This window comes from Aeromonas sp. EU05-FHT14A05 (assembly GCF_058791175.1).
Map to the genome: position 1 here is coordinate 24,337 of NZ_JBYTDH010000003.1, position 19,387 is coordinate 43,723.

A 19,387-nucleotide genomic window follows, 5' to 3' on the forward strand; every position below is an offset into this window, starting at 1 on the left:
TGGCAGGAGAGTGCCATGATGCAGTGATGGCACCCCGTCATGAGTCCCGTGTGTCGGGCCTTGTCCTGCCGAGAATCTCAAGGCGCGAGTCGACCAACAGAAGGTGGCTACCTCATGATGCGATGGATTTGGGCCCTGCTGGTCCTCTGTTCTCTCCCCCTGCTGGCGGCGAATCCCGGTTCCCCGCCTGGCGATACCCCTTCGCGTGCCGCGGACGTCAAGCCCAAGCTCCTGCCCCAACCCGGGGATCTCGAACACATACTGCAACAGAAGGAGCTCAGGGCCCTGGTGGTCTATGAACGGGGTTTCTTCTTTTTCGACAAGGGGGCCCAGTACGGCATCCTGGTCAATCAGCTGCAAGGCTTCGAGCGCTGGCTGAACCAGACCTATCTCCCCAAGGAGAAGCTCAAGCTCAAGATCATCTATATCCCGGTGCGTCAGGACAAGCTGCTGGACTATCTCGCCGAGGGGCGGGGGGATCTGGTGGCGGCCAACCTGACGGTGACGCCGACCCGGCGCGAGCAGGTCACCTTCTCCCAGCCGCTCATCTCGCCCATCGAGGAGTGGGTGGTGAGCCAGCGGGAGCTGACGGGTTTCAACCGCATCACCCAGCTCTCCGGTCGGCGGATCTGGGTGCGGGCCAGCTCCAGCTATTACGAGAGCCTGCACCAGCTCAACTGGCTGTTCCGCGAGCTGGGGCTGCCCCCCGTCTACATAGAGACAGTGCCCGAGTACCTGCAGGACGGGGATCTGCTGGAGATGGTGGCGGCCGGCATCATACCGCTGACCGTCACCGACAGCTTCAAGGGGCGGATCTGGCTCGACATGATAGGGGGCCTCAAGGCCCACAAGCTGATCCCGCTGCGGGACAAGGGGCGCAGCGCCTGGGCACTGCGCAACAACAGCCCCGAGCTGCTGAAGGCGGTGAACGCCTATATCTCCGAGTCGAGCAAACGCACCCTCTACAGCGACATGACACTGCGTCGCCTGCTGGCCCAGAGTGACAAGATGAGCAACATACTGGCGCCGGATCCCCTGGGGCGGCTGTCAACCATCCGCAAGGTACTGGAAACCCAGGCCGAGAAATATGATCTCGACTGGCTGATGCTGGCGGCGCTGGCCTACAAGGAGTCGGGACTCAATCCCAATGTCCGCTCCAACCGCGGGGCCGTCGGCATCATGCAACTGCTGCCGAGCACGGGGGGCGAGGTGGGGATCCGCGGCGCCAGGCTCACCAGCCTGGAAGGCAGTGTGGAGGCGGCCTGCCGTTACATGCGGCTCATTCTCGATACCTACTTCAACGATCCCGGGATGGACAGGGTCAATCGTCACCTGTTCGCCCTGGCGGCCTACAATGCGGGCCCGAACCGGGTGCAGGCGCTGCAGGCCAAGGCCAGGGAGAGGGGGCTGGATCCGAACGTCTGGTTTGGCAACGTGGAACAACTGGTGGCCAACGAGGTCGGCCAGGGCCCCATCAACTACGTCGGCACCATCTACAAATACTACGTGGCCTACCGCTTCAGCCTGCCCCAGCTTGAGGGCAAGACAGAGGCCATGGAGGCGGCGCAGCCCTGAGTGCTCAGTGCCGGTCGGGCAGGCCATCCTCTGGGGTAAAGGGGATGGCTTCCCAGCCCTGATCCCTGTGCTGCTGATACCAGGGGGTCAGCAGTCTGGCGGGAGTGGGGTCCGGCTGACTGGCCTGGGGTCTCTGGCTGAGGCTGGGGTGGTCGCGCACTTCCATCATCGGCTCCTTGACACGCCGCAATCGGGGCTGTTGTCTGGGTTATGCCACCGTCTCATGACAAGGAGATGACCCTTGATCCCCGCCGACTTTGCCCTGCTCGACGATCCCGGTGCCGCCCTCAAGGCCCGCTGCCAGCTGATCCGTGGCGCCCGCAGCCGGATCCAGGCCCAGTATTACAGCTGGGAGGAGGACAGCAGCGGCAAGCTGCTGCTGTCCGAATTGCTCCATGCGGCGCGGCGCGGGGTCCGGGTCCAGCTGCTCATCGACGATCTCTATGCCGGCGACAACCGATTCCTGGAGGTGGTGGCGGCAGAGCCCGGCATCGAGGTGCGGCTGTTCAACCCCTTCTGGCTCAGGGGCTGGCGCCCTCTGACCCTGCTGCTGGAAGGCCTGCTCAGCTTTCGCCGCATCAACCACCGCATGCACAACAAGCTGCTGCTGGTGGATGGCCACGAGGCGGTGATCGGGGGTCGCAACATCGGCGATCCTTACTTCGGGCTGGGTGCGCCCCCTCACTTCGTCGATCTGGATCTGATCTGCCGGGGCCCCCTCTGCCGCCAGGCCGAGCAGGGCTTCGAACTGTTCTGGCGCAGCCGCTGGAGCCACCCCATCCGGCGTCTGCTGCAGCGCCCCCTGCTGCCCGCCGAGATCCGCGCGGTGAGCGACTTCCTTCTGACCCTGACCGACCCGGCAGTGGCCATGGTCTACGATCTGCCCGCCAGCCTGTTTGATGAAACACCTCTCCCCCTGCGTTGGCATTCTGGGGTCGGAGAGTGCTGGTTTGACAGGCCAGGCAAGGGGCTTATCTCCCGGCCGACCACGGCGCCCCGGCTGGGGCGCAAGCTGGCGGGCAACCGGGGGGCGCTGCGGTTGGTGAGTCCTTACCTGATCCTGACCCGAAGCCTGCGCCGCCATCTCAAGCGGCAGCGCCAGGCGGGGGTCGGCATCGAGATCCTGACCAACTCCCTGGCCAGCACAGACGTGCCCCTGGTGTATGGCGCCTATCGGCGCCACCGCCCTTGGCTGGAGCGGCAAGGCATAGTGCTGGCCGAGCTGTCGGATGAGGCGCAGAGCCTGCACGCTAAGCTGATCCTGATGGGGGAGGAGGAGGCGCTGCTCGGCAGCTTCAATCTGGATCCCCGCTCCCTGATGCTCAACACCGAACTGATGCTGCATCTGAGCTGTCCGGCGCTCTGTGCCGAGCTGCGGCACTGGCTCTGCGGCTGGCAACGGGCGGCGGTCCATCCTGTGGTGGCGTCCTCGACGCTGCGGCGTCTGCTGGCGCGACTGAGCGACTGGCTGCCGCTGCGCCCCTGGCTGTGAGTGGAGCACGGCTTGTGCGAGATCTCGCAAAGCCTTGTGCGCCTTAGAGGATAACGTTTGCCATCCAAAGCCGGATTGAGATTTTATCGTATTGTTTTTAATCACTTTATGTTGATAGGCGCAACCTGATGCCGCCCCCCCGTTTGCATACGGGGCCGCATATAACGGTTTTTTATTTTATTTAACTGCGTAGTATTTCGGTTGCAAGGACAAACACGGCGGCTGGTCTGCCGTGTGGGTGAAGGCAGCAAGGGAGTGGGTCGGTCAGCGTGTTCTGGCCGGCAGTGCGGATCGGGAGCGGAAACCCGTGACGCGCATCAGTCCTGTTATTGCCGGATCCCAATATGGAACATGCTATTTGCGAGGGGGTGACATGCGAATGTCGCCCCATTTTTTATGCCAGGGGATCGCCAAGCACCCATGAAAAGACCGCCAGCGGGCGGTCTTGGGCAGTGGGGCTGGCGGTCGGTCTCTCAGGCGATACCGGCCAGCAGGCGACTCCAATTGCGCTTGGCAACGAGGAAACCATCCCGCAGGTTGCGATACTCCAGCTGCAGCTTGAGCCTGTCGTAGCGCGCCAGCGCCTTGCGCTTGCGCTGCTCCAGCAACTGCTTGCGGCTGGTGTAGTAGTGCTGGATCTGCAGGCTCAGCTTGTCGTACTCCTCCTGCAGCAGCGCCTGCCACAGCTCCCTGTCATCCTGTTTGTGCAGTCTGGCCTGGGCTCGCTTGAGCTGCATCTCCAGCCTGGCCTGCTCGATCCGCTCCTCAGGACAGGATCTGAGATCCCGGGCCAGCCCGCACCAGGCGGCGGTGCGGATCAGCCACTTGGTGGGATCGAACTGCCACCAGCGGATGCCGTTGCGGTAGTCGTTCTCGAACAGGTGGTGGAAGTTGTGATACCCCTCGCCGAAGGTGAAGAAGGCCAGGATGCCGTTGTCCCGGGCGCTGTTGCGATCGGTGAAGGGCTGGCTGCCCCAGATATGGGCAAGGGAGTTGATGAAGAAGGTGGTGTGATGGGTCATCACCATGCGCAGCACCCCGGCGAGCAGCAGCATGCCGAGCAGATCCCCATGGATCAGGCCGAGCAGCAGCGGGATGCCGATGTTGGTGGCCAGGGTCAATGCCAGATAGTGCCTGTGCTGGAAGGCGACGATGGCATTGTTCTGCAGATCCCGCACATTGCTGTAGTCGTGGTAGATCTCGCGCTGGTATTCCCGCAGCATCCAGCCGATGTGGGAGTACCAGAAGCCGCGGCCCGCGCTGTAGGGATCCTTCTGATTGTCATCCACATGGCGGTGGTGGCGGCGGTGATCGGACGACCAGTGCAGGGCCGAGTTCTGCAGGGCGAGGGCACCGCCTAGGGCGAAGAACCATTGCAGGGCGGGGTGTGCCTTGTAGGCCTTGTGGGACCAGAGTCGGTGATAACCGGCGGTGATGGAGATGCCGCAGTAGCAGAACAGCAGCAGGAAGCTGCCCCACTGCCAGAGGTCATAGCCATGGGTCAGGCCGTACCAGGGTACCGCAATCAGTGCCGTCAGCCCGGAGAGGGCGAACAGCAGGGTGTTGGTCATGATGATAGGGGGGCGGTCCATTTCACTCGGCTCCATTCAGCGAACAGCTGTCCACTATTCTCCATTGAGCCGGAATGCGGGTCAATGGTAAAAAAGTCGGAGACAAACCTGATCCAGGCCCCGCCTTCGGGTTATCATCTGGCCTCGCTAATCTCAAGGTGACTGTTTTCGTGGGTATTCGCGCGCAACAAAAAGAAAAGACCCGGCGTACGCTGATCGAGGCAGCGTTCAGTCAACTCTGTGCCAACCGCAGCTTCTCCAACCTCAGTCTGCGGGAAGTGGCCAGGGAGGCGGGCATAGCGCCGACCTCCTTCTACCGCCATTTTCGCGACATGGAAGAGCTGGGGCTGACCCTGGTGGACGAGGGCGGCCTGACCCTGCGCCAGCTGATGCGCCAGGCGCGCCAGCGCATCGCCGGTGGCGGCAGCGTCATCAGCACCTCGGTGCAGACCTTCATGGAATTCGTCGAAAACAACCCGAACATCTTCCGGCTGCTGCTCCGTGAGCGCTCCGGTACCTCGGCGGCCTTCCGCCAGGCGGTGGCCCGCGAGATCCAGCACTTCATCGCCGAGCTGACCGATTATCTGGAGGCGACCACGCAGGCGCCACGGGAAGAGGCCTACATCCAGGCCGAAGCCATGGTCACCATCGTCTTCAGCGCCGGTGCCGACGCCCTCGACATGACCCCCGAAGAGTGTCGGGCCCTGTCGGAGCGCACCATCAGCCAGCTGCGGATGATCGCCATGGGCGCCGAGGTGCAGAACCGCAAGCGCCGCGAATCTCTCTCTTAAGTCAAGGATGGACAGTCCCATGCATGAATCGAACGCGATCCCGAAGAAGCCCCTGTTGCTGGCCCTGCTCATCGGCATCTGCGGTGATGCCTTCCTGTCGGTGTTGACCGAGTCGGTCGTGCCCTTCTCCTTCTTCCCCCTGATCGCCCTGCTGCTGGCGGCCTACCAGCTCTATCAGCACTATCGCCACGAGCCCATAGTCGGCAATACCCCCAGCTGCATCCTGCTCTGCTTCTTCATCGGGGCGTTCGGGCACACGGCCCTGCTCAAGGTGCAGTACCCCGAGCTTGGCAGCAACTTCTTCTCCCTGATCGCCATGCTGCTGCTGCTCGCCGTGCTCTCCATCAAGCTCGGCATCAGCCTGGGGAAAAAAGTGAAGGAGTGACGTGTCACTCCTTCAGGTTCGCTCTGGCAGTCTTGGGTTAATCGGCCCGGGGCGGGGTCTCTCCCCTCTGCCTGGCATCTATGATGGCCTGCAGCTTGGCGCGGATCTCCATCATGCCGAACACCCCGAAGATCAGCACCTGGGTGAATTCGAGGCGGGTGATGGCAAAGTAGGGCTTGCAGGCGGCCTTGATCATACTGGCCTGCACCCAGTGCATCAGTATCACTATGACGCCGCAGACCGGCAGAAAACCGTTCAGTTTGCCCGGCAGTGTGCCCAGCAGGGCGAGCACCACGCCGAGCCAGAAGAACAACAGCACGCCCATCGCCAATAGATTAAACACCCGCTTCATCGCTTATCTCCCGTACATAGAGTTGATAGCAGACCCGACCGGCCTGCTTGTCCTTGAGTCGTTGCGCAAGTTGACGGGGAGGAGCATAGCGCCCAGCTCCCGCACCTACCCGGCATTTAAACCGCAGCGTCATCCTTGCTGTCCCGCAGATAGAGCTGGTAGCAGACCTGACCCGCTTGTTTGTCCTTGAGCTGTTGCCAGCTGGCAGGCAGGGGGAGATCGCTCATCTCCTTTTCCCGTTCAAGATAGATGAGGGCATCCGGCGCCAGCCAGCCGCGCTGCTCCAGCAGCTCGCACACCTGGGGCAGCAGTTCACGGCGAAACGGCGGATCTAGGAACACCAGATCGAAGGGGGTGGCCGGGCCTTGCAGCCAGCTCACCGCATCGGCCTGGATCACCTGCCCCTGGCTTGAACCCAGGGTGAGCAGGTTTTTCTTGAGCTGATCGGCGGCGCCCTTGTCCATCTCGACCAGGGTCACCTGCTCGGCGTAGCGCGACAGCGCCTCCAACCCCAGGCCGCCGCTGCCGGCAAACAGATCGAGGCAGCGGGCACCGCGGACATGGGGAGCCAGCCAGTTGAAGATGGTCTCCTTGACGCGATCCGTGGTGGGTCTGAGTCCGTCCACATCCCTGACCGGCAGTTTTCGGCCCTTCCACTGGCCGCTGATGATTCTTACCACGCCCGCTCGCCCCTGGGGGGCTGGGCTCTTGCTCGGGCTGTTACGGCTGGATTTCACTCTGGGCATCGCGTTTCGTCGTCAGAAAATAAAGTGGTAGTATAAGGCGGTTCATTTTTATGCCGACCCGCCGAGGGACGGCTATCTTAGCAGTCAGCCTTTGATGTGAGTATTTTTAGATGGCAAAAGGTTTGTTTTCCTGGCTGGGTTTCGGCCGCAAGAAAGAAGAGGCTGAGGCCGTCCAATCACAGGCCCCTGACGCCACCCCGGCTGTCGCCGAGTCCGAGGCCACCGTTGCCCCCGCTCCCGTCGCTGATGTTTCCCTGACCGAGGCCCCTGCTGTATTGCACGAGGCTCCCCTGGCGACCCCTGATGAAGGCCCCCTGGTGGTGGAGGAACCTGCCTCCGAACTCGAGCCCGTCATCGTCAATGAGGCGCTGATCACCGCCGAGGCAGAGGCCGCCGACGCTGTCCGCGTTGCCGCCGAGGCGCAGGCTGCGGAAGCCGCCCGTGTTGCCGCCGAGGCACAAGCTGCGGAAGCTGCCCGTGTTGCCGCCGAGGCACAAGCTGCGGAAGCCGCCCGCGTTGCCGCTGAGACACAAGCCGCCGAAGCTGCACGCGTTGCCACTGAGACACAAGCTGCGGAAGCTGCACGCGTTGCCGCTGAGACACAAGCTGCGGAAGCCGCCCGTGTTGCCGCCGAGGCGCAAGCCGCCGAAGCTGCCCGTGTTGCCGCCGAGGCACAAGCTGCGGAAGCCGCCCGGGTTGCCGCCGAGGCGCAAGCTGCGGAAGCTGCCCGTGTTGCCGCCGAGGCACAGGCTGCGGAAGCTGCCCGTGTTGCCGCCGAGGCGCAGGCTGCGGAAGCTGCTCGCGTTGCCGCCGAGGCTCAGGCCGCCGAAGAGGCCCGTGTTGCCGCCGAAGAGGCCCGTGTTGCCGCCGAAGAGGCGCGTATCGCCGCCGAGGCTCGCGCCGCAGAAGAAGCCCGTATCGCCGCCGAAGCTCGCGCCGCCGAAGAGGCGCGTATCACCGCCGAGGCTCGCGCCGCAGAAGAAGCTCGTATCGCCGCTGAAGCGCAGGCTGCGGAAGAGGCCCGTATCGCCAAAGAGGCCCAGCGAGCGGAAGATCTGCGTCTGGTAGCCGCGATGGAGGCGGATGCCGCTGCCCTGGCCGCCCTGCCGCTGGCCGCCAAGGTGGACGACGACACCCAGGACAAGCCGCAGCGGGAGGGCTTCTTTGCCCGCCTCAAGCGCAGCCTGGTGCGTACCAGGGAAAATATCGGCTCCGGTTTCTTCGGCCTGTTCCGTGGCAAGAAGATCGATGACGAGCTGTTCGAGGAGCTGGAGACCCAGCTGCTGACCGCCGATCTCGGCGTGGATACCACCAGCCGCATCATCGAAGGCCTGGTGCAGCACGCGGATCGCAAGCAGCTCAAGGATGCCGAGGCGCTCTATGGCCTGCTCAAGCAGGACATGGGCGAGATGCTGGCGAAAGTCGAGCAGCCGCTGGTGATCGACACCAGCAAGAAGCCCTATGTGATCCTGATGGTCGGCGTGAACGGCGTCGGCAAGACCACCACCATCGGCAAGCTGGCCAAGCAGTTCCAGGCCGAGGGCAAGAGCGTGATGCTGGCGGCGGGGGATACCTTCCGTGCCGCCGCGGTCGAGCAGCTGCAGGTGTGGGGTCAGCGCAACAACATTCCGGTGATCGCCCAGCATACCGGTGCCGACTCCGCCTCCGTCATCTATGACGCCATCGAGGCCGCCCGCTCCCGTGGCGCCGATGTGCTGATCGCCGATACCGCCGGTCGCCTGCAGAACAAGAGCAACCTGATGGAAGAGCTCAAGAAGGTGGTGCGGGTGATGAAGAAGCTGGATGAAGAGGCGCCCCACGAGATCATGCTGACTCTGGATGCGGGTACAGGCCAGAATGCCCTGAGCCAGGCCAAGCTGTTCAGCGAGGCGGTGGGCCTGACCGGCATCACCCTCACCAAGCTGGACGGGACCGCCAAGGGCGGCGTCATCTTCGCGGTGGCCGACAAGTTCCAGATCCCGATCCGCTACATCGGGGTGGGCGAGGGGATCGACGATCTGCGTCCCTTCGTCGCCAACGACTTTATCGAGGCGTTGTTCAGTCGCGATGAATGAGTCTGGCCGCGATGCGCCAGCTCAGCCGCGATGAGCAGTGTCCCAGCCCCGACTCCGGTCGGGGCTTGTCACTCTCAGGGTATGATCCACCTCGATCCCGATCGGGGTTTGTCACTGTCAGGGAACCGTTATGATTCGTTTTGACAAGGTCAGCAAGGTATACAGCGGTGGCCATCAGGCGCTGCAGAAAGTCAGCTTCCACCTGCGCAAGGGGGAAATGGCCTTCCTGACCGGCCACTCGGGGGCGGGCAAGAGTACCCTCCTCAAGCTCATCAGCGTGATGGAGCGGCCGACCGATGGTCGCGTCTTCTTCCATGGCGATGACGTCAGCCATATCCAGCGCAACCAGATCCCCTATGTGCGCCGCCAGATCGGGATGATCTTTCAGGATCACCGGCTGCTGATGGACAGAACCGTGTTCGACAACGTGGCCCTGCCCCTGGTGATCGATGGCTACAGCCATGCCGACATCAACAAGCGGGTGGCGGCGGCGCTGGACAAGGTCGGCCTGCTCGGCAAGGAACGCTACCAGCCGCGCATGCTCTCCGGTGGTGAGCAGCAGCGGGTCGGCATCGCCCGGGCCATCGTCAACAAGCCGCCCCTGCTGCTGGCGGATGAGCCGACCGGCAACCTGGATCCCCAGCTCTCCATGGACATCATGCGACTGTTCGAGGAGTTCAACCGCTTCGGAGTCTCGGTGCTGATTGCCACTCACGATCTGGGGCTGATCGCCCGGATGCGCTATCGCACCCTGACCCTGAAGGCAGGGCGCATGTATTCCCAAGAGCAGGAGGAGAGCTGATGGCCATAGTTCGTCATAAACAGCCGCCGCTGCGCCGTCTGATGAGTGTCACTCGGGTGGATCAGGTCGCCGATATTCGACATGGGGAGGCGCTCTGATGGCTATCGTTCGTCACAAACAGCCGCCGCTGCGCCGTCTGATGATGTACGGTGTGGACCACGTGCGTCAGGCCTTTGCCAGTCTGGGAGAGCTGTGGCGCAATCCGCTCGCCTCCCTGATGACGCTGGCGGTGCTCGGGGTCAGTCTGGCGCTACCCTCCTGCTTCCACGTGCTGCTGAAAAACGCCGAGGTGGTGGAGGGGAGCTGGCAGACCAGCTCCCAGATCTCCCTCTATCTGCGCAAGGATCTGCCGGAGCAGAGCATCCTCGACATGAAGCAGCGGATCCTGCTCTATCCCGAGGTGGAGTCCGTCACCTACATGAACCGGGACGAGGCGCTCAAGGAGTTTCGCGAGATCTCCGGTTTCGGCGATGCCCTGGATTACCTCGACAGCAACCCGCTGCCGCCTGTGTTGAGCGTTATTCCGGATCCGCGCTGGCAGAACCCGGAAGGGGCCGCCGAGCTGCTCGCCAAGCTGGAGAATGAGCCCGGCATCGAGCAGGGCAAGCTGGATCTGCAGTGGCTGACCCGGCTGCAGGGGATCATGAACCTGCTGCGTCACACCATCACCGGCATAGCGGTGCTGCTGCTCTCTGCGGTGCTGCTGATCGTCGGCAATACCCTCAGGCTCAATATCCTCAACCAGAGATCCGAGATCGAAGTGCTCAAGCTGGTGGGGGCGACCGATGCCTTCATCCACCGTCCCTTCCTCTATACCGGCATCTGGTTCGGGGTGATCGGCGGCATGCTGGCCTGGTGGCTGACCGAGGTGATGGTGATCTGGAGCGAGGGAGTGGTGAAGGAGCTGGCGGGGCTTTACAACAGCAACTTCCGGCTGGTGGGGATGGGGGCGTTCGACGGCTTCAACCTGATACTGCTCGGCGCGCTGCTGGGACTGATTGCGTCCTGGTTCTCGGTGCACAGACACATTCGTGACATAGAACCATCCTGATTAATTTATCAGCATTTTAAAGCGCTGGATTTTGCGAACTGGATCAAGTAAAAGAGTGGCCCGTTTCTGGCACGGGTCACTTTCTCAGAGTAATCTGAATGATGCCTGCGCCAAGGATCATATTTGGATCCTGTGAACCTTTTGATTTATAAACAGTCTATCTAGTGCAACAGAATGTATACGGGTGTGGCCCCTCTGCCTTGCTCGTCTGACTTGGCAAGCATGTGAAGGTTGCGAGCTCCGCAACAATGGACTTAGCATGCTACTTTTCAGGGGTCCTTCATTGTGACCCCTTTTTTTTGACCGTTCATTTATGATTCATCCCGTCAGCCTAAGATAGGCCGGGTTCATGCCGGGGCCGATGTTTGACTTATGTTTGATATGGGCCGCAGAATGACCCCCGGTCAGTAGACAGACCCTCTCAGGGTGTTAGACTGATTCGATTGAAAAGTAAGAGGTAGAACATGGGAACTTCATTGCAACGCACTATGGCTCTGATTCCGCAAGGTAGTCTGGAAGGCTATATCCAAGCCGTCAACTCGATCCCCGTGCTGAGCGCGGAGGAAGAGCGTGAACTGGCGATGCGTTTGCAGCAGGGTGGCGATCTCGAGGCTGCCCGTCAGCTGGTCATGTCGCATCTGCGTTTTGTCGTTCACGTGGCCAAGAGCTACTCCGGCTATGGCCTGCCTCAGGCCGATCTGGTGCAGGAAGGCAATATCGGCCTGATGAAGGCGGTCAAGCGCTTCGACCCGAGTGTGGGCGTGCGTCTGGTCTCCTTCGCCGTGCACTGGATCAAGGCCGAGATCCACGAATATGTGCTGCGCAACTGGCGCATGGTCAAGGTGGCCACCACCAAGGCCCAGCGCAAGCTGTTCTTCAACCTGCGCAAGTCCAAGAAGCGTCTGGGCTGGCTGAACCACGAAGAGGTTCAGGCCGTTGCTGCCGATCTCGGGGTCTCTGCCGCTGACGTCACCGAGATGGAAGCGCGCATGAGCAACTACGATCAGGCCTTCGATCTGGTCGGTGACGATGAGGATGAAGGCGGCTTCGCCCCCGTCCATTATCTGGAAGACAAGTCTTCCGATCTGGCCGCCACCATAGAGAACGACAACTGGGACAGCCACGCCACCCGTCGCCTGAGCGCGGCCATGGCCACCCTGGACGAGCGCAGCCAGCACATCATCCGCGCCCGCTGGCTGGATGAGGAGAGCAAGACCACCTTGCAGGAGCTGGCAGACAACTACGGTGTGTCCGCCGAGCGTGTGCGTCAGCTTGAGAAAAATGCGCTCAAGAAGCTGAAGGATGCGATGGCCGCCTGAGGGCATTCGCCGAGCCTGCGTCAGCTTGAGAAGAGCGTACTCAAGAAGCTGAAAGACGCCATGGATGCCTGAGGGCATTCTCTTGTGGAAAACAGGGCCTGATGGCCCTGTTTTTGTTTCACCGGGATCTGGTCGGCCTTGCCTTGGTTACCCTTGTGTATGGTATGTTGCCGCCACTGCCACAGTTAGGGAGAGCAGAAGTGAAACTGTTGAACGACCTGTTTACCAATAACCGCGAGTGGGCGGAACGGATCAAGGCCGAAGATCCCAATTTCTTCGCTACCCTCTCCGCCCAGCAGGCCCCCGAGTATCTCTGGATCGGCTGCTCCGACAGCCGGGTTCCCGCCAACCAGCTGATGGGGCTGCTGCCGGGGGATGTCTTCGTCCACCGCAACGTCGCCAACCTGGTGGTACACACCGATTTCAACTGCCTCTCCGTGCTGCAATACGCGGTGGAGGTGCTCAAGGTGAAGCACATCATCGTCTGCGGCCACTACGGCTGCGGCGGCGTCAAGGCGGCGATGCAGAACCAGGAGCTGGGCCTCATCGACAACTGGCTGCGCAACATCAAGGATGTCTACTTCAAGTACGGCGAAGAGCTCGAAGCCATCGAGGATGAGCACGAGCGCTTCGACTACCTGTGCGAGCTGAACGTGGCCGAGCAGGTCGCCAACGTCTGCCACACCACCATCATCCAGAATGCCTGGCGCAAGGGGCAGGAGCTGGCGGTGCACGGCTGGATCTACGGCATCAAGGACGGTCTGCTGCACGATCTCGATCTCTGCATCAGCGGCCCTGACCAGATCCCGGACGTCTACCGCGCCTGGCCGGACATGCGTCCGCCCCACCGTCGCCGCTGAGGACCATCCGGTGGCACCCGCCCTCTATCTGCAGATCAAACAGCACATCCTGGACGGGATCCGCGAGCGCCACTATCAGGCGGGCGACAGGATCCCGACCGAGGCCGCCCTGTGCGAGCAGTTTGCCGTGAGCCGGATGACGGTCAACAAGGCGCTGCGTGAACTGGTGGCCGAGGGCTGGCTCAATCGCACCGCCGGATCCGGCAGCTTTGTGGCGGACAGGCGTGCCGAGTCGCCGCTGCTGGCCATTCGCAACATCGCCGACGAGATAGCCGAGCGCGGCAGCCAGTACAGCGCCCGGGTGATCCGCCTGCAGCGCCAGGCCGCCGACGAGAAGGTGGCGGTGCGACTGGGTTTGCGGGTCGGGGCGCCCACCTTCCACAGCCTCATCGTCCATCAGGCCGATGGGGAGCCGCTGCAGCTGGAGGAGCGTTTCGTCGATGCCGAGCGCCTGCCCGGCTATGGCGAGCAGGACTTCACGAGGCAGACGCCGAACAGCTACCTGATGGAAGTCTGCCCGCTCTCCGAGATGGAGCACGTGGTGGAGGCGGTGTTGCCGAGCGCCGGCGAAGCGGGCTTGCTGCAGGTGAGGGTCGATACCCCCTGCCTGCTGCTGCATCGCCGCACCTGGTCGGATGGCTTTCTGGTCTCCTATGCCCGCCTGCTCTCGCCAGGCTCCCGCTACAAGCTGAGCTCCAAGACCCGACTGACTTAATTGTATATACATTTCTTGTTTTGAAAGCCCACCCCTTGGTGGGCTTTTTTGTGCTTAAACTCTAATGAAACCGCTGTTATCAAGATGTGAACTTGATCCTTTCTTTCTCGTCAGAGATCGGCTATAAGTTATTGTATATACATTTAGAGGTCGGTATGAACAAGGAACTGTTGAACTGCGAGCGGGTCTGGCTCAACGTGACACCCGCCACCCTGCGCCCCGATCTGGCGGACTACGGTCTGCTGGAACCCCATGCCCTCGGTGTGCATGAAGGCAAGATCCACGCCCTGGTCCCCATGCAGGATCTCAAGGGGCCCCATCCCGCCCACTGGCGTGACATGAAGGGCAGGCTGGTGACCCCTGGCCTCATCGACTGTCACACCCACCTGATCTTTGCCGGCAGCCGGGCCGAGGAGTTCGAGCTGCGCCAGCAGGGCGTGCCCTACAGCGACATTGCCCGCAAGGGGGGTGGCATCCTCTCCACCGTGCGCGCCACCCGGGCCGCCAGCGAGGATCAGCTCTATGAGCTGGCGGTGCCGAGGATCAAGTCCCTGATCCGGGAAGGGGTCACCACGGTAGAGATCAAGTCAGGCTACGGCCTCACCCTGGCGGACGAGCTCAAGATGCTGCGGGTCGCCCGCCGGCTGGGGGAGGCGCTGCCGATCCGGGTCAAGACCACCCTGCTGGCGGCCCATGCGGTGCCACCGGAGTACCGCGACGATCCCGACTCCTGGGTCGAGACCATCTGCCAGGAGATCATCCCGGCGGCGGCCGAGGCGGGTCTGGCGGATGCGGTGGACGTCTTCTGCGAGCACATCGGCTTCTCCCTGGCCCAGACCGAGCAGGTCTATCTGGCGGCGGATCAATACAATCTCGCGGTGAAGGGGCACATGGATCAGCTCTCCAACCTGGGGGGCAGCACCCTCGCCGCCAACTTCGGCGCCCTCTCGGTGGATCACCTGGAGTATCTGGATCAGGACGGGATCCAGGCGTTGGCCCACCGTGGCGTGGTCGCCACCCTGCTGCCTACCGCCTTCTATTTCCTGAAGGAGACCAAGCTGCCGCCGGTCGCCGCCCTGCGCAAGGCGGGCGTGCCCATGGCGGTCTCCTCCGACATCAATCCGGGCACGGCCCCCATCGTCTCCCTGCGCATGGCCATGAACATGGCCTGCACCCTGTTCGGCCTGACGCCGGTGGAGGCCATGGCCGGGGTGACCCGCCACGCCGCCCGGGCGCTCGGCGAGCAGGAGCGTCTGGGACAGCTGAGAGTGGGCATGCAGGCCGATTTTCTGATCTGGAATTGCGTCCACCCCTCCGAGATCAGCTACCTGATCGGGGTCGATCAGCTGGTCAGCCGGGTTCTCAACGGGGAGGAGACGCTCCATGGATAAGTTCAACATGGCCGACATGTCGCTCTGGCAGGGACGCCAGGATCCGGAAGATGGTGAACTGGCCCTGCGCTGGCACGACAAGGTGCAACCCTGGCAAGCCGACAGCGAGCCCGGCGTGGTGCTGCTCGGTTTTGCCTGTGACGAAGGGGTGCGCCGCAACAAGGGGCGGGTCGGCGCCGCCGCCGCACCGCTGGCGATACGCAAGCTGCTGGCCAACACCGCCTGGCATCTGGGCCGACTTGTCCATGACGGCGACGACGTGCGCTGCGAGGACGGCGATCTCGATGCCGCCCACGACCGTCTGGCGGAGCGGGTTGCCCGTGCGCTGGATCTGGGCCACTTCCCGCTGGTGCTGGGGGGCGGCCACGAGGTGGCTTTCGGCAGCTGGAGCGGCCTCAATCGTCATCTGGGTGGCAAGGGCCGGGTCGGCATCATCAACTTCGATGCCCACTTCGACCTGCGCATGAAACAGGAGCTGGCAAGCTCGGGCACCCCCTTCTTCCAGATTGCCGAGCAGTGCGCCGCCCAGGGAACAACGTTTCATTACGCCTGCCTCGGGGTGGCAGAGACCGCCAACACGGCGGCGCTCTTTGCCCGCGCCGAGGCGCTGGGAGTCTGGCATGTGCTGGACGAGGCCATGACCCAGGCCGCACTGCCCGAGCTTCTGAACGGGCTGGATGCCTTTATCGCCCGTTGCGACCACCTCTACCTCACCATCGATCTCGACGTGCTGCCGGCGGCGGTGATGCCGGGAGTGAGTGCTCCCGCCGCCCGCGGCGTGGAGCTGGCGGTCATCGAACCCCTGATCGCCCATATCCGGGCCAGCGGCAAGCTGAGGCTCGCCGATCTGGCCGAGTACAACCCGAGTCTGGATCTGGACAACCGCAGCGCCCGCGTGGCCGCCCGGCTGGTCCATCAACTAACCAAGTAGCCGGCCGACTCGCCAGGGGGCACTGTGCCCCCGCATGGCGGCTGCATTGATAAACAAGGAGTGTCTATGTCTGTGCAACACCAGGATCCCCGTCACGACCCGAACCGGGTCATCCGCGCCCCCCACGGCACCCAGCTTACCGCCAAGAGCTGGCTGACCGAGGCGCCGCTGCGGATGCTGATGAACAACCTGGATCCGGAAGTGGCCGAGCATCCCCAGTCCCTGGTGGTCTATGGCGGCATCGGCCGCGCCGCCCGCAACTGGGCCTGCTACGACAAGATCGTCGAGGTGCTGACTCGCCTCGAGGACGACCAGACCCTGCTGGTGCAATCCGGCAAGCCGGTCGGGGTGTTCCAGACCCACAAGGACGCGCCCCGGGTGCTGATCGCCAACTCCAACCTGGTGCCCCACTGGGCCAACTGGGAGCACTTCAACGAACTCGATAAGAAGGGTTTGATGATGTACGGCCAGATGACCGCCGGCTCCTGGATCTACATCGGTACCCAGGGGATAGTGCAGGGCACCTACGAGACCTTCTTCGCGGTGGCGAACCAGCACTTCAACGGGTCGCCTGCGGGGCGCTGGATCCTGACTGGCGGTCTGGGTGGCATGGGCGGCGCCCAGCCCCTGGCCGCCACCATGGCCGGCTTCTCCATGATCGCCGTGGAGTGCGATGAGACCCGCATCGATTTTCGCTTGAAGACCCGCTACGTCGACAAGAAGGCTCATAGCCTGGATGAGGCGCTGGCCATGGTCGAGGAGGCCAGGCAGAGCGGCACCGCCGTCTCCGTCGGCCTGCTCGGCAACGCCGCCGACGTCTTCGCCGAACTGGTGGCCCGCGGCATCACCCCGGACGTGGTGACCGATCAGACCTCGGCCCACGACCCGATCCATGGCTACTTGCCGCAAGGGTGGAGCGTTGCCCAGTGGCGCGAGCTGCAAAAATCCGCGCCCCAGGAGGTGAACCAGGCGGCTCGTCACTCCATGGCCCGCCAGGTGGAAGCCATGCTGACCCTGCAATCCCGTGGCGCCGCCACGCTCGATTATGGCAACAACATCCGCCAGATGGCGCTGGAGGAGGGGGTGAAAAACGCCTTCGACTTCCCCGGCTTCGTCCCGGCCTACATTCGTCCGCTGTTCTGCGAGGGCATTGGCCCCTTCCGCTGGGTGGCCCTGTCCGGTGATCCGGAAGACATCTACAAGACCGACCAGAAGGTGAAGGAGCTGATCCCGGACGATCCCCACCTGCACAACTGGCTCGACATGGCCCGCGAGCGCATCGCCTTCCAGGGCCTGCCGGCGCGGATCTGCTGGGTCGGGGTCAAGGATCGGGTGCGCCTGGGCCTCGCCTTCAACGAGATGGTGAAGAACGGCGAGCTGAAGGCGCCCGTGGTCATAGGTCGCGATCACCTGGACTCCGGCTCGGTGGCGAGCCCGAACCGCGAGACCGAATCCATGATGGACGGCTCGGATGCCGTCTCCGACTGGCCGCTGCTCAACGCCCTGCTCAACACAGCCGGCGGTGCGACCTGGGTCTCCCTGCACCACGGTGGTGGTGTCGGCATGGGCTTCTCCCAGCACTCCGGCGTGGTGATCGTCTGTGACGGCACCGATGATGCCGCCAAGCGGGTCGGCCGCGTGCTGCGCAACGACCCGGCCACCGGGGTGATGCGTCACGCCGACGCCGGCTACGAGATTGCCATCAACTGTGCCCATGAGGCGAAACTGGATCTGCCGATGATCGACGCGACCGGCAAAGGGGTGAAATAAGATGTTCGAACTCAATCTGCAACCGGGCAAGCTCTGCCTCGCCACCCTGCGCCGCGTCAGCCGCGAGCCTGTGCATGTCAGCCTGGATCCGGCCGCCCTGGCGGGGATCCACGCCTCCGCCGCCGTGGTCACCAAGGTGATAGAGCAAAACCGCGTGGTCTACGGCATCAACACCGGCTTTGGCCTGCTGGCCAACACCCGGATCCCGGTGGAGCAGCTGGACGAGCTGCAACGCTCCATCGTGCTCTCCCATGCGGCAGGGATTGGCGAGTACATGGATGACGCCACCGTGCGGCTGATGATGGTGCTCAAGGTCAACTCGCTCGCCCGTGGCTTCTCCGGCATCCGGCTGACGGTGCTCGAGGCCCTGATGCGCCTCATCAACACCGAAGTCTATCCGGTGGTGCCGAAGAAGGGCTCCGTCGGCGCCTCCGGCGATCTGGCGCCCCTGGCCCATATGAGCTGCCTGCTGATAGGTGAAGGCAAGGCCCGCCACAAGGGCGAGCTGATCGACGCCGCCACTGCGCTCAAGATTGCGGGGCTCGAGCCCATCGCCCTGGCACCCAAAGAGGGGTTGGCCCTGCTCAACGGCACCCAGGCCAGCACGGCGTTCGCGCTGGAAGGGCTGTTCCATGCCGAGGATCTGTTCGCCGGTGCCATCACCATTGGCGCCATGAGCGTGGAGGCGGCGCTTGGCAGCCGCCGTCCGTTCGATGCCCGCATCCATGAGGTGCGCGGCCAGCGCGGCCAGATCGACGCCGCCGCCTGCTATCGCCACCTGCTGGTGGATGGCAGCGAGATCGGCATGTCCCACCACAACTGCGAGAAGGTGCAGGATCCTTACTCCCTGCGCTGCCAACCCCAGGTGATGGGAGCCTGTCTGACCCAGATCCGTCAGGCCGCCGAGGTGCTGGTGTGCGAGGCGAACGCCGTCTCCGACAACCCGCTGGTGTTTGCCGAGGATGAGGAGATCATCTCCGGTGGCAACTTCCACGCAGAGCCGGTGGCCTTCGCCGCCGACAACCTGGCCCTGGCCATCGCCGAGATCGGGTCGCTGTCCGAGCGGCGCATGGCGCTGCTGATCGATTCCCGCATGTCGGGCCTGCCCGCCTTCCTGGTCAACAATGGGGGCGTCAACTCCGGCTTCATGATCGCCCAGGTCACCTCGGCGGCGCTCGCCTCCGAGAACAAGACCCTGGCGCACCCGGCCTCGGTGGACAGCCTGCCCACCTCCGCCAACCAGGAGGACCACGTCTCCATGGCCACCTTCGCCGGCCGCCGTCTGGCGGACATGGCGGAGAACACCCGCGGCATACTGGCGGTCGAGCTGCTCGCCGCCGCCCAGGGTCTGGACTTCCGCGCGCCCCTGCGCAGCACCGAGCTCATCGAGCTGGCCAAGGGGCGGCTGCGTGAAGAGGTCAGCTTCTACGACAAGGACAGGTACTTCTCGCCGGACATCGAGGCCGCCGCCGCCCTGCTGGGCGCCGCCAGCTACAACGATCTGATCCCGGCCGGGGTGCTGCCCAGCCTCTAAGCGGTTATCCGCCCATAACAAAAGACC

The 19,387-nt window shown here is 63.5% G+C and carries 18 protein-coding genes; 14 read left to right on the forward strand and 4 right to left on the reverse strand.

The annotated features are described in order from the left end of the window. Nucleotides 1–114: 114 nt before the first annotated feature. Nucleotides 115–1,575 carry an MltF family protein gene (locus AC3WR3_RS05355; RefSeq protein ID WP_492291375.1) on the forward strand — a complete coding sequence of 487 codons (1,461 nt, stop codon included), beginning with the start codon at nt 115–117 and terminating at the stop codon, nt 1,573–1,575. 4 nt (nt 1,576–1,579) lie between these two features. On the opposite strand, the gene AC3WR3_RS05360 is transcribed toward AC3WR3_RS05355, so the two are convergent. Beyond that, nucleotides 1,580–1,741, reverse strand: a complete 162-nt coding sequence (locus AC3WR3_RS05360) for a hypothetical protein (protein WP_492291376.1) — start codon at nt 1,739–1,741, stop codon at nt 1,580–1,582. Between the two features lie 75 nt (nt 1,742–1,816). Here AC3WR3_RS05360 and AC3WR3_RS05365 point away from each other — a divergent pair, with 75 nt between their 5' ends. Continuing rightward, nucleotides 1,817–3,067 (forward strand): phospholipase D family protein, encoded by a 1,251-nt coding sequence (locus tag AC3WR3_RS05365; RefSeq protein WP_492291377.1) that lies wholly within the window; start codon nt 1,817–1,819, stop codon nt 3,065–3,067. A gap of 473 nt (nt 3,068–3,540) precedes the next feature. Here AC3WR3_RS05365 and AC3WR3_RS05370 read toward each other — a convergent pair whose 3' ends face one another. Next, nucleotides 3,541–4,659 carry a fatty acid desaturase gene (locus AC3WR3_RS05370; protein WP_492291378.1) on the reverse strand — a complete coding sequence of 373 codons (1,119 nt, stop codon included), beginning with the start codon at nt 4,657–4,659 and terminating at the stop codon, nt 3,541–3,543. A gap of 149 nt (nt 4,660–4,808) precedes the next feature. Here AC3WR3_RS05370 and fabR point away from each other — a divergent pair, with 149 nt between their 5' ends. Continuing rightward, entirely contained in the window at nt 4,809–5,429 is a 621-nt protein-coding gene (gene fabR, locus AC3WR3_RS05375) for an HTH-type transcriptional repressor FabR (protein WP_025325415.1), read from the forward strand. A gap of 19 nt (nt 5,430–5,448) precedes the next feature. Then, nucleotides 5,449–5,814 (forward strand): YijD family membrane protein, encoded by a 366-nt coding sequence (locus AC3WR3_RS05380; RefSeq protein ID WP_111910783.1) that lies wholly within the window; start codon nt 5,449–5,451, stop codon nt 5,812–5,814. Between the two features lie 37 nt (nt 5,815–5,851). Here the strand turns inward: AC3WR3_RS05380 and AC3WR3_RS05385 are convergent, their stop codons facing one another. Together AC3WR3_RS05385 and rsmD are read right to left on the reverse strand one after the other, a co-directional pair. After that, complete coding sequence (locus tag AC3WR3_RS05385; protein ID WP_025325417.1) at nt 5,852–6,166, reverse strand: DUF1145 domain-containing protein; 315 nt, start codon at nt 6,164–6,166, stop codon at nt 5,852–5,854. Nucleotides 6,167–6,282: 116 nt separating this feature from the next. Continuing rightward, nucleotides 6,283–6,912, reverse strand: coding sequence for a 16S rRNA (guanine(966)-N(2))-methyltransferase RsmD (gene rsmD / locus AC3WR3_RS05390; protein ID WP_202047781.1), 630 nt, complete (start codon nt 6,910–6,912; stop codon nt 6,283–6,285). A gap of 110 nt (nt 6,913–7,022) precedes the next feature. Between rsmD and ftsY the strand changes: the two genes are divergently transcribed. From ftsY to hutH, 10 genes are all read left to right on the forward strand, one after another. After that, entirely contained in the window at nt 7,023–8,987 is a 1,965-nt protein-coding gene (ftsY, locus tag AC3WR3_RS05395; protein ID WP_492291379.1) for a signal recognition particle-docking protein FtsY, read from the forward strand. Nucleotides 8,988–9,117: 130 nt separating this feature from the next. Then, a complete protein-coding gene (gene ftsE, locus AC3WR3_RS05400; protein ID WP_342058962.1) occupies nt 9,118–9,789 on the forward strand; it encodes a cell division ATP-binding protein FtsE in 672 nt (223 codons plus the stop codon). A 97-nt stretch (nt 9,790–9,886) separates the two neighbouring features. Beyond that, complete coding sequence (ftsX, locus tag AC3WR3_RS05405; RefSeq protein ID WP_005323432.1) at nt 9,887–10,840, forward strand: permease-like cell division protein FtsX; 954 nt, start codon at nt 9,887–9,889, stop codon at nt 10,838–10,840. A 464-nt stretch (nt 10,841–11,304) separates the two neighbouring features. Beyond that, on the forward strand, nt 11,305–12,159 hold the full coding sequence (gene rpoH / locus AC3WR3_RS05410; RefSeq protein ID WP_025325421.1) for an RNA polymerase sigma factor RpoH: 855 nt from the start codon (nt 11,305–11,307) through the stop codon (nt 12,157–12,159). Between the two features lie 200 nt (nt 12,160–12,359). Continuing rightward, the gene (gene can / locus AC3WR3_RS05415; protein WP_042076162.1) at nt 12,360–13,019 is read left to right on the forward strand and encodes a carbonate dehydratase; all 660 of its coding nucleotides are present in this window, start codon (nt 12,360–12,362) and stop codon (nt 13,017–13,019) included. Nucleotides 13,020–13,029: 10 nt separating this feature from the next. Continuing rightward, a complete protein-coding gene (gene hutC / locus AC3WR3_RS05420) occupies nt 13,030–13,734 on the forward strand; it encodes a histidine utilization transcriptional repressor HutC (RefSeq protein WP_139439250.1) in 705 nt (234 codons plus the stop codon). A gap of 155 nt (nt 13,735–13,889) precedes the next feature. Then, nucleotides 13,890–15,125: an imidazolonepropionase gene (gene hutI, locus AC3WR3_RS05425; protein ID WP_492291380.1), complete on the forward strand. Its 1,236-nt coding sequence runs from the start codon at nt 13,890–13,892 to the stop codon at nt 15,123–15,125. After that, the gene (gene hutG, locus AC3WR3_RS05430; RefSeq protein ID WP_492291381.1) at nt 15,118–16,056 is read left to right on the forward strand and encodes a formimidoylglutamase; all 939 of its coding nucleotides are present in this window, start codon (nt 15,118–15,120) and stop codon (nt 16,054–16,056) included. Before hutI ends, hutG begins: the two co-directional genes overlap by 8 nt. Nucleotides 16,057–16,122: 66 nt before the next feature. Beyond that, nucleotides 16,123–17,826, forward strand: a complete 1,704-nt coding sequence (hutU, locus tag AC3WR3_RS05435) for a urocanate hydratase (RefSeq protein WP_492291382.1) — start codon at nt 16,123–16,125, stop codon at nt 17,824–17,826. Between the two features lies 1 nt (nt 17,827). Further along, nucleotides 17,828–19,360 carry a histidine ammonia-lyase gene (hutH, locus tag AC3WR3_RS05440; protein WP_492291383.1) on the forward strand — a complete coding sequence of 511 codons (1,533 nt, stop codon included), beginning with the start codon at nt 17,828–17,830 and terminating at the stop codon, nt 19,358–19,360. Nucleotides 19,361–19,387 lie beyond the last annotated feature (27 nt).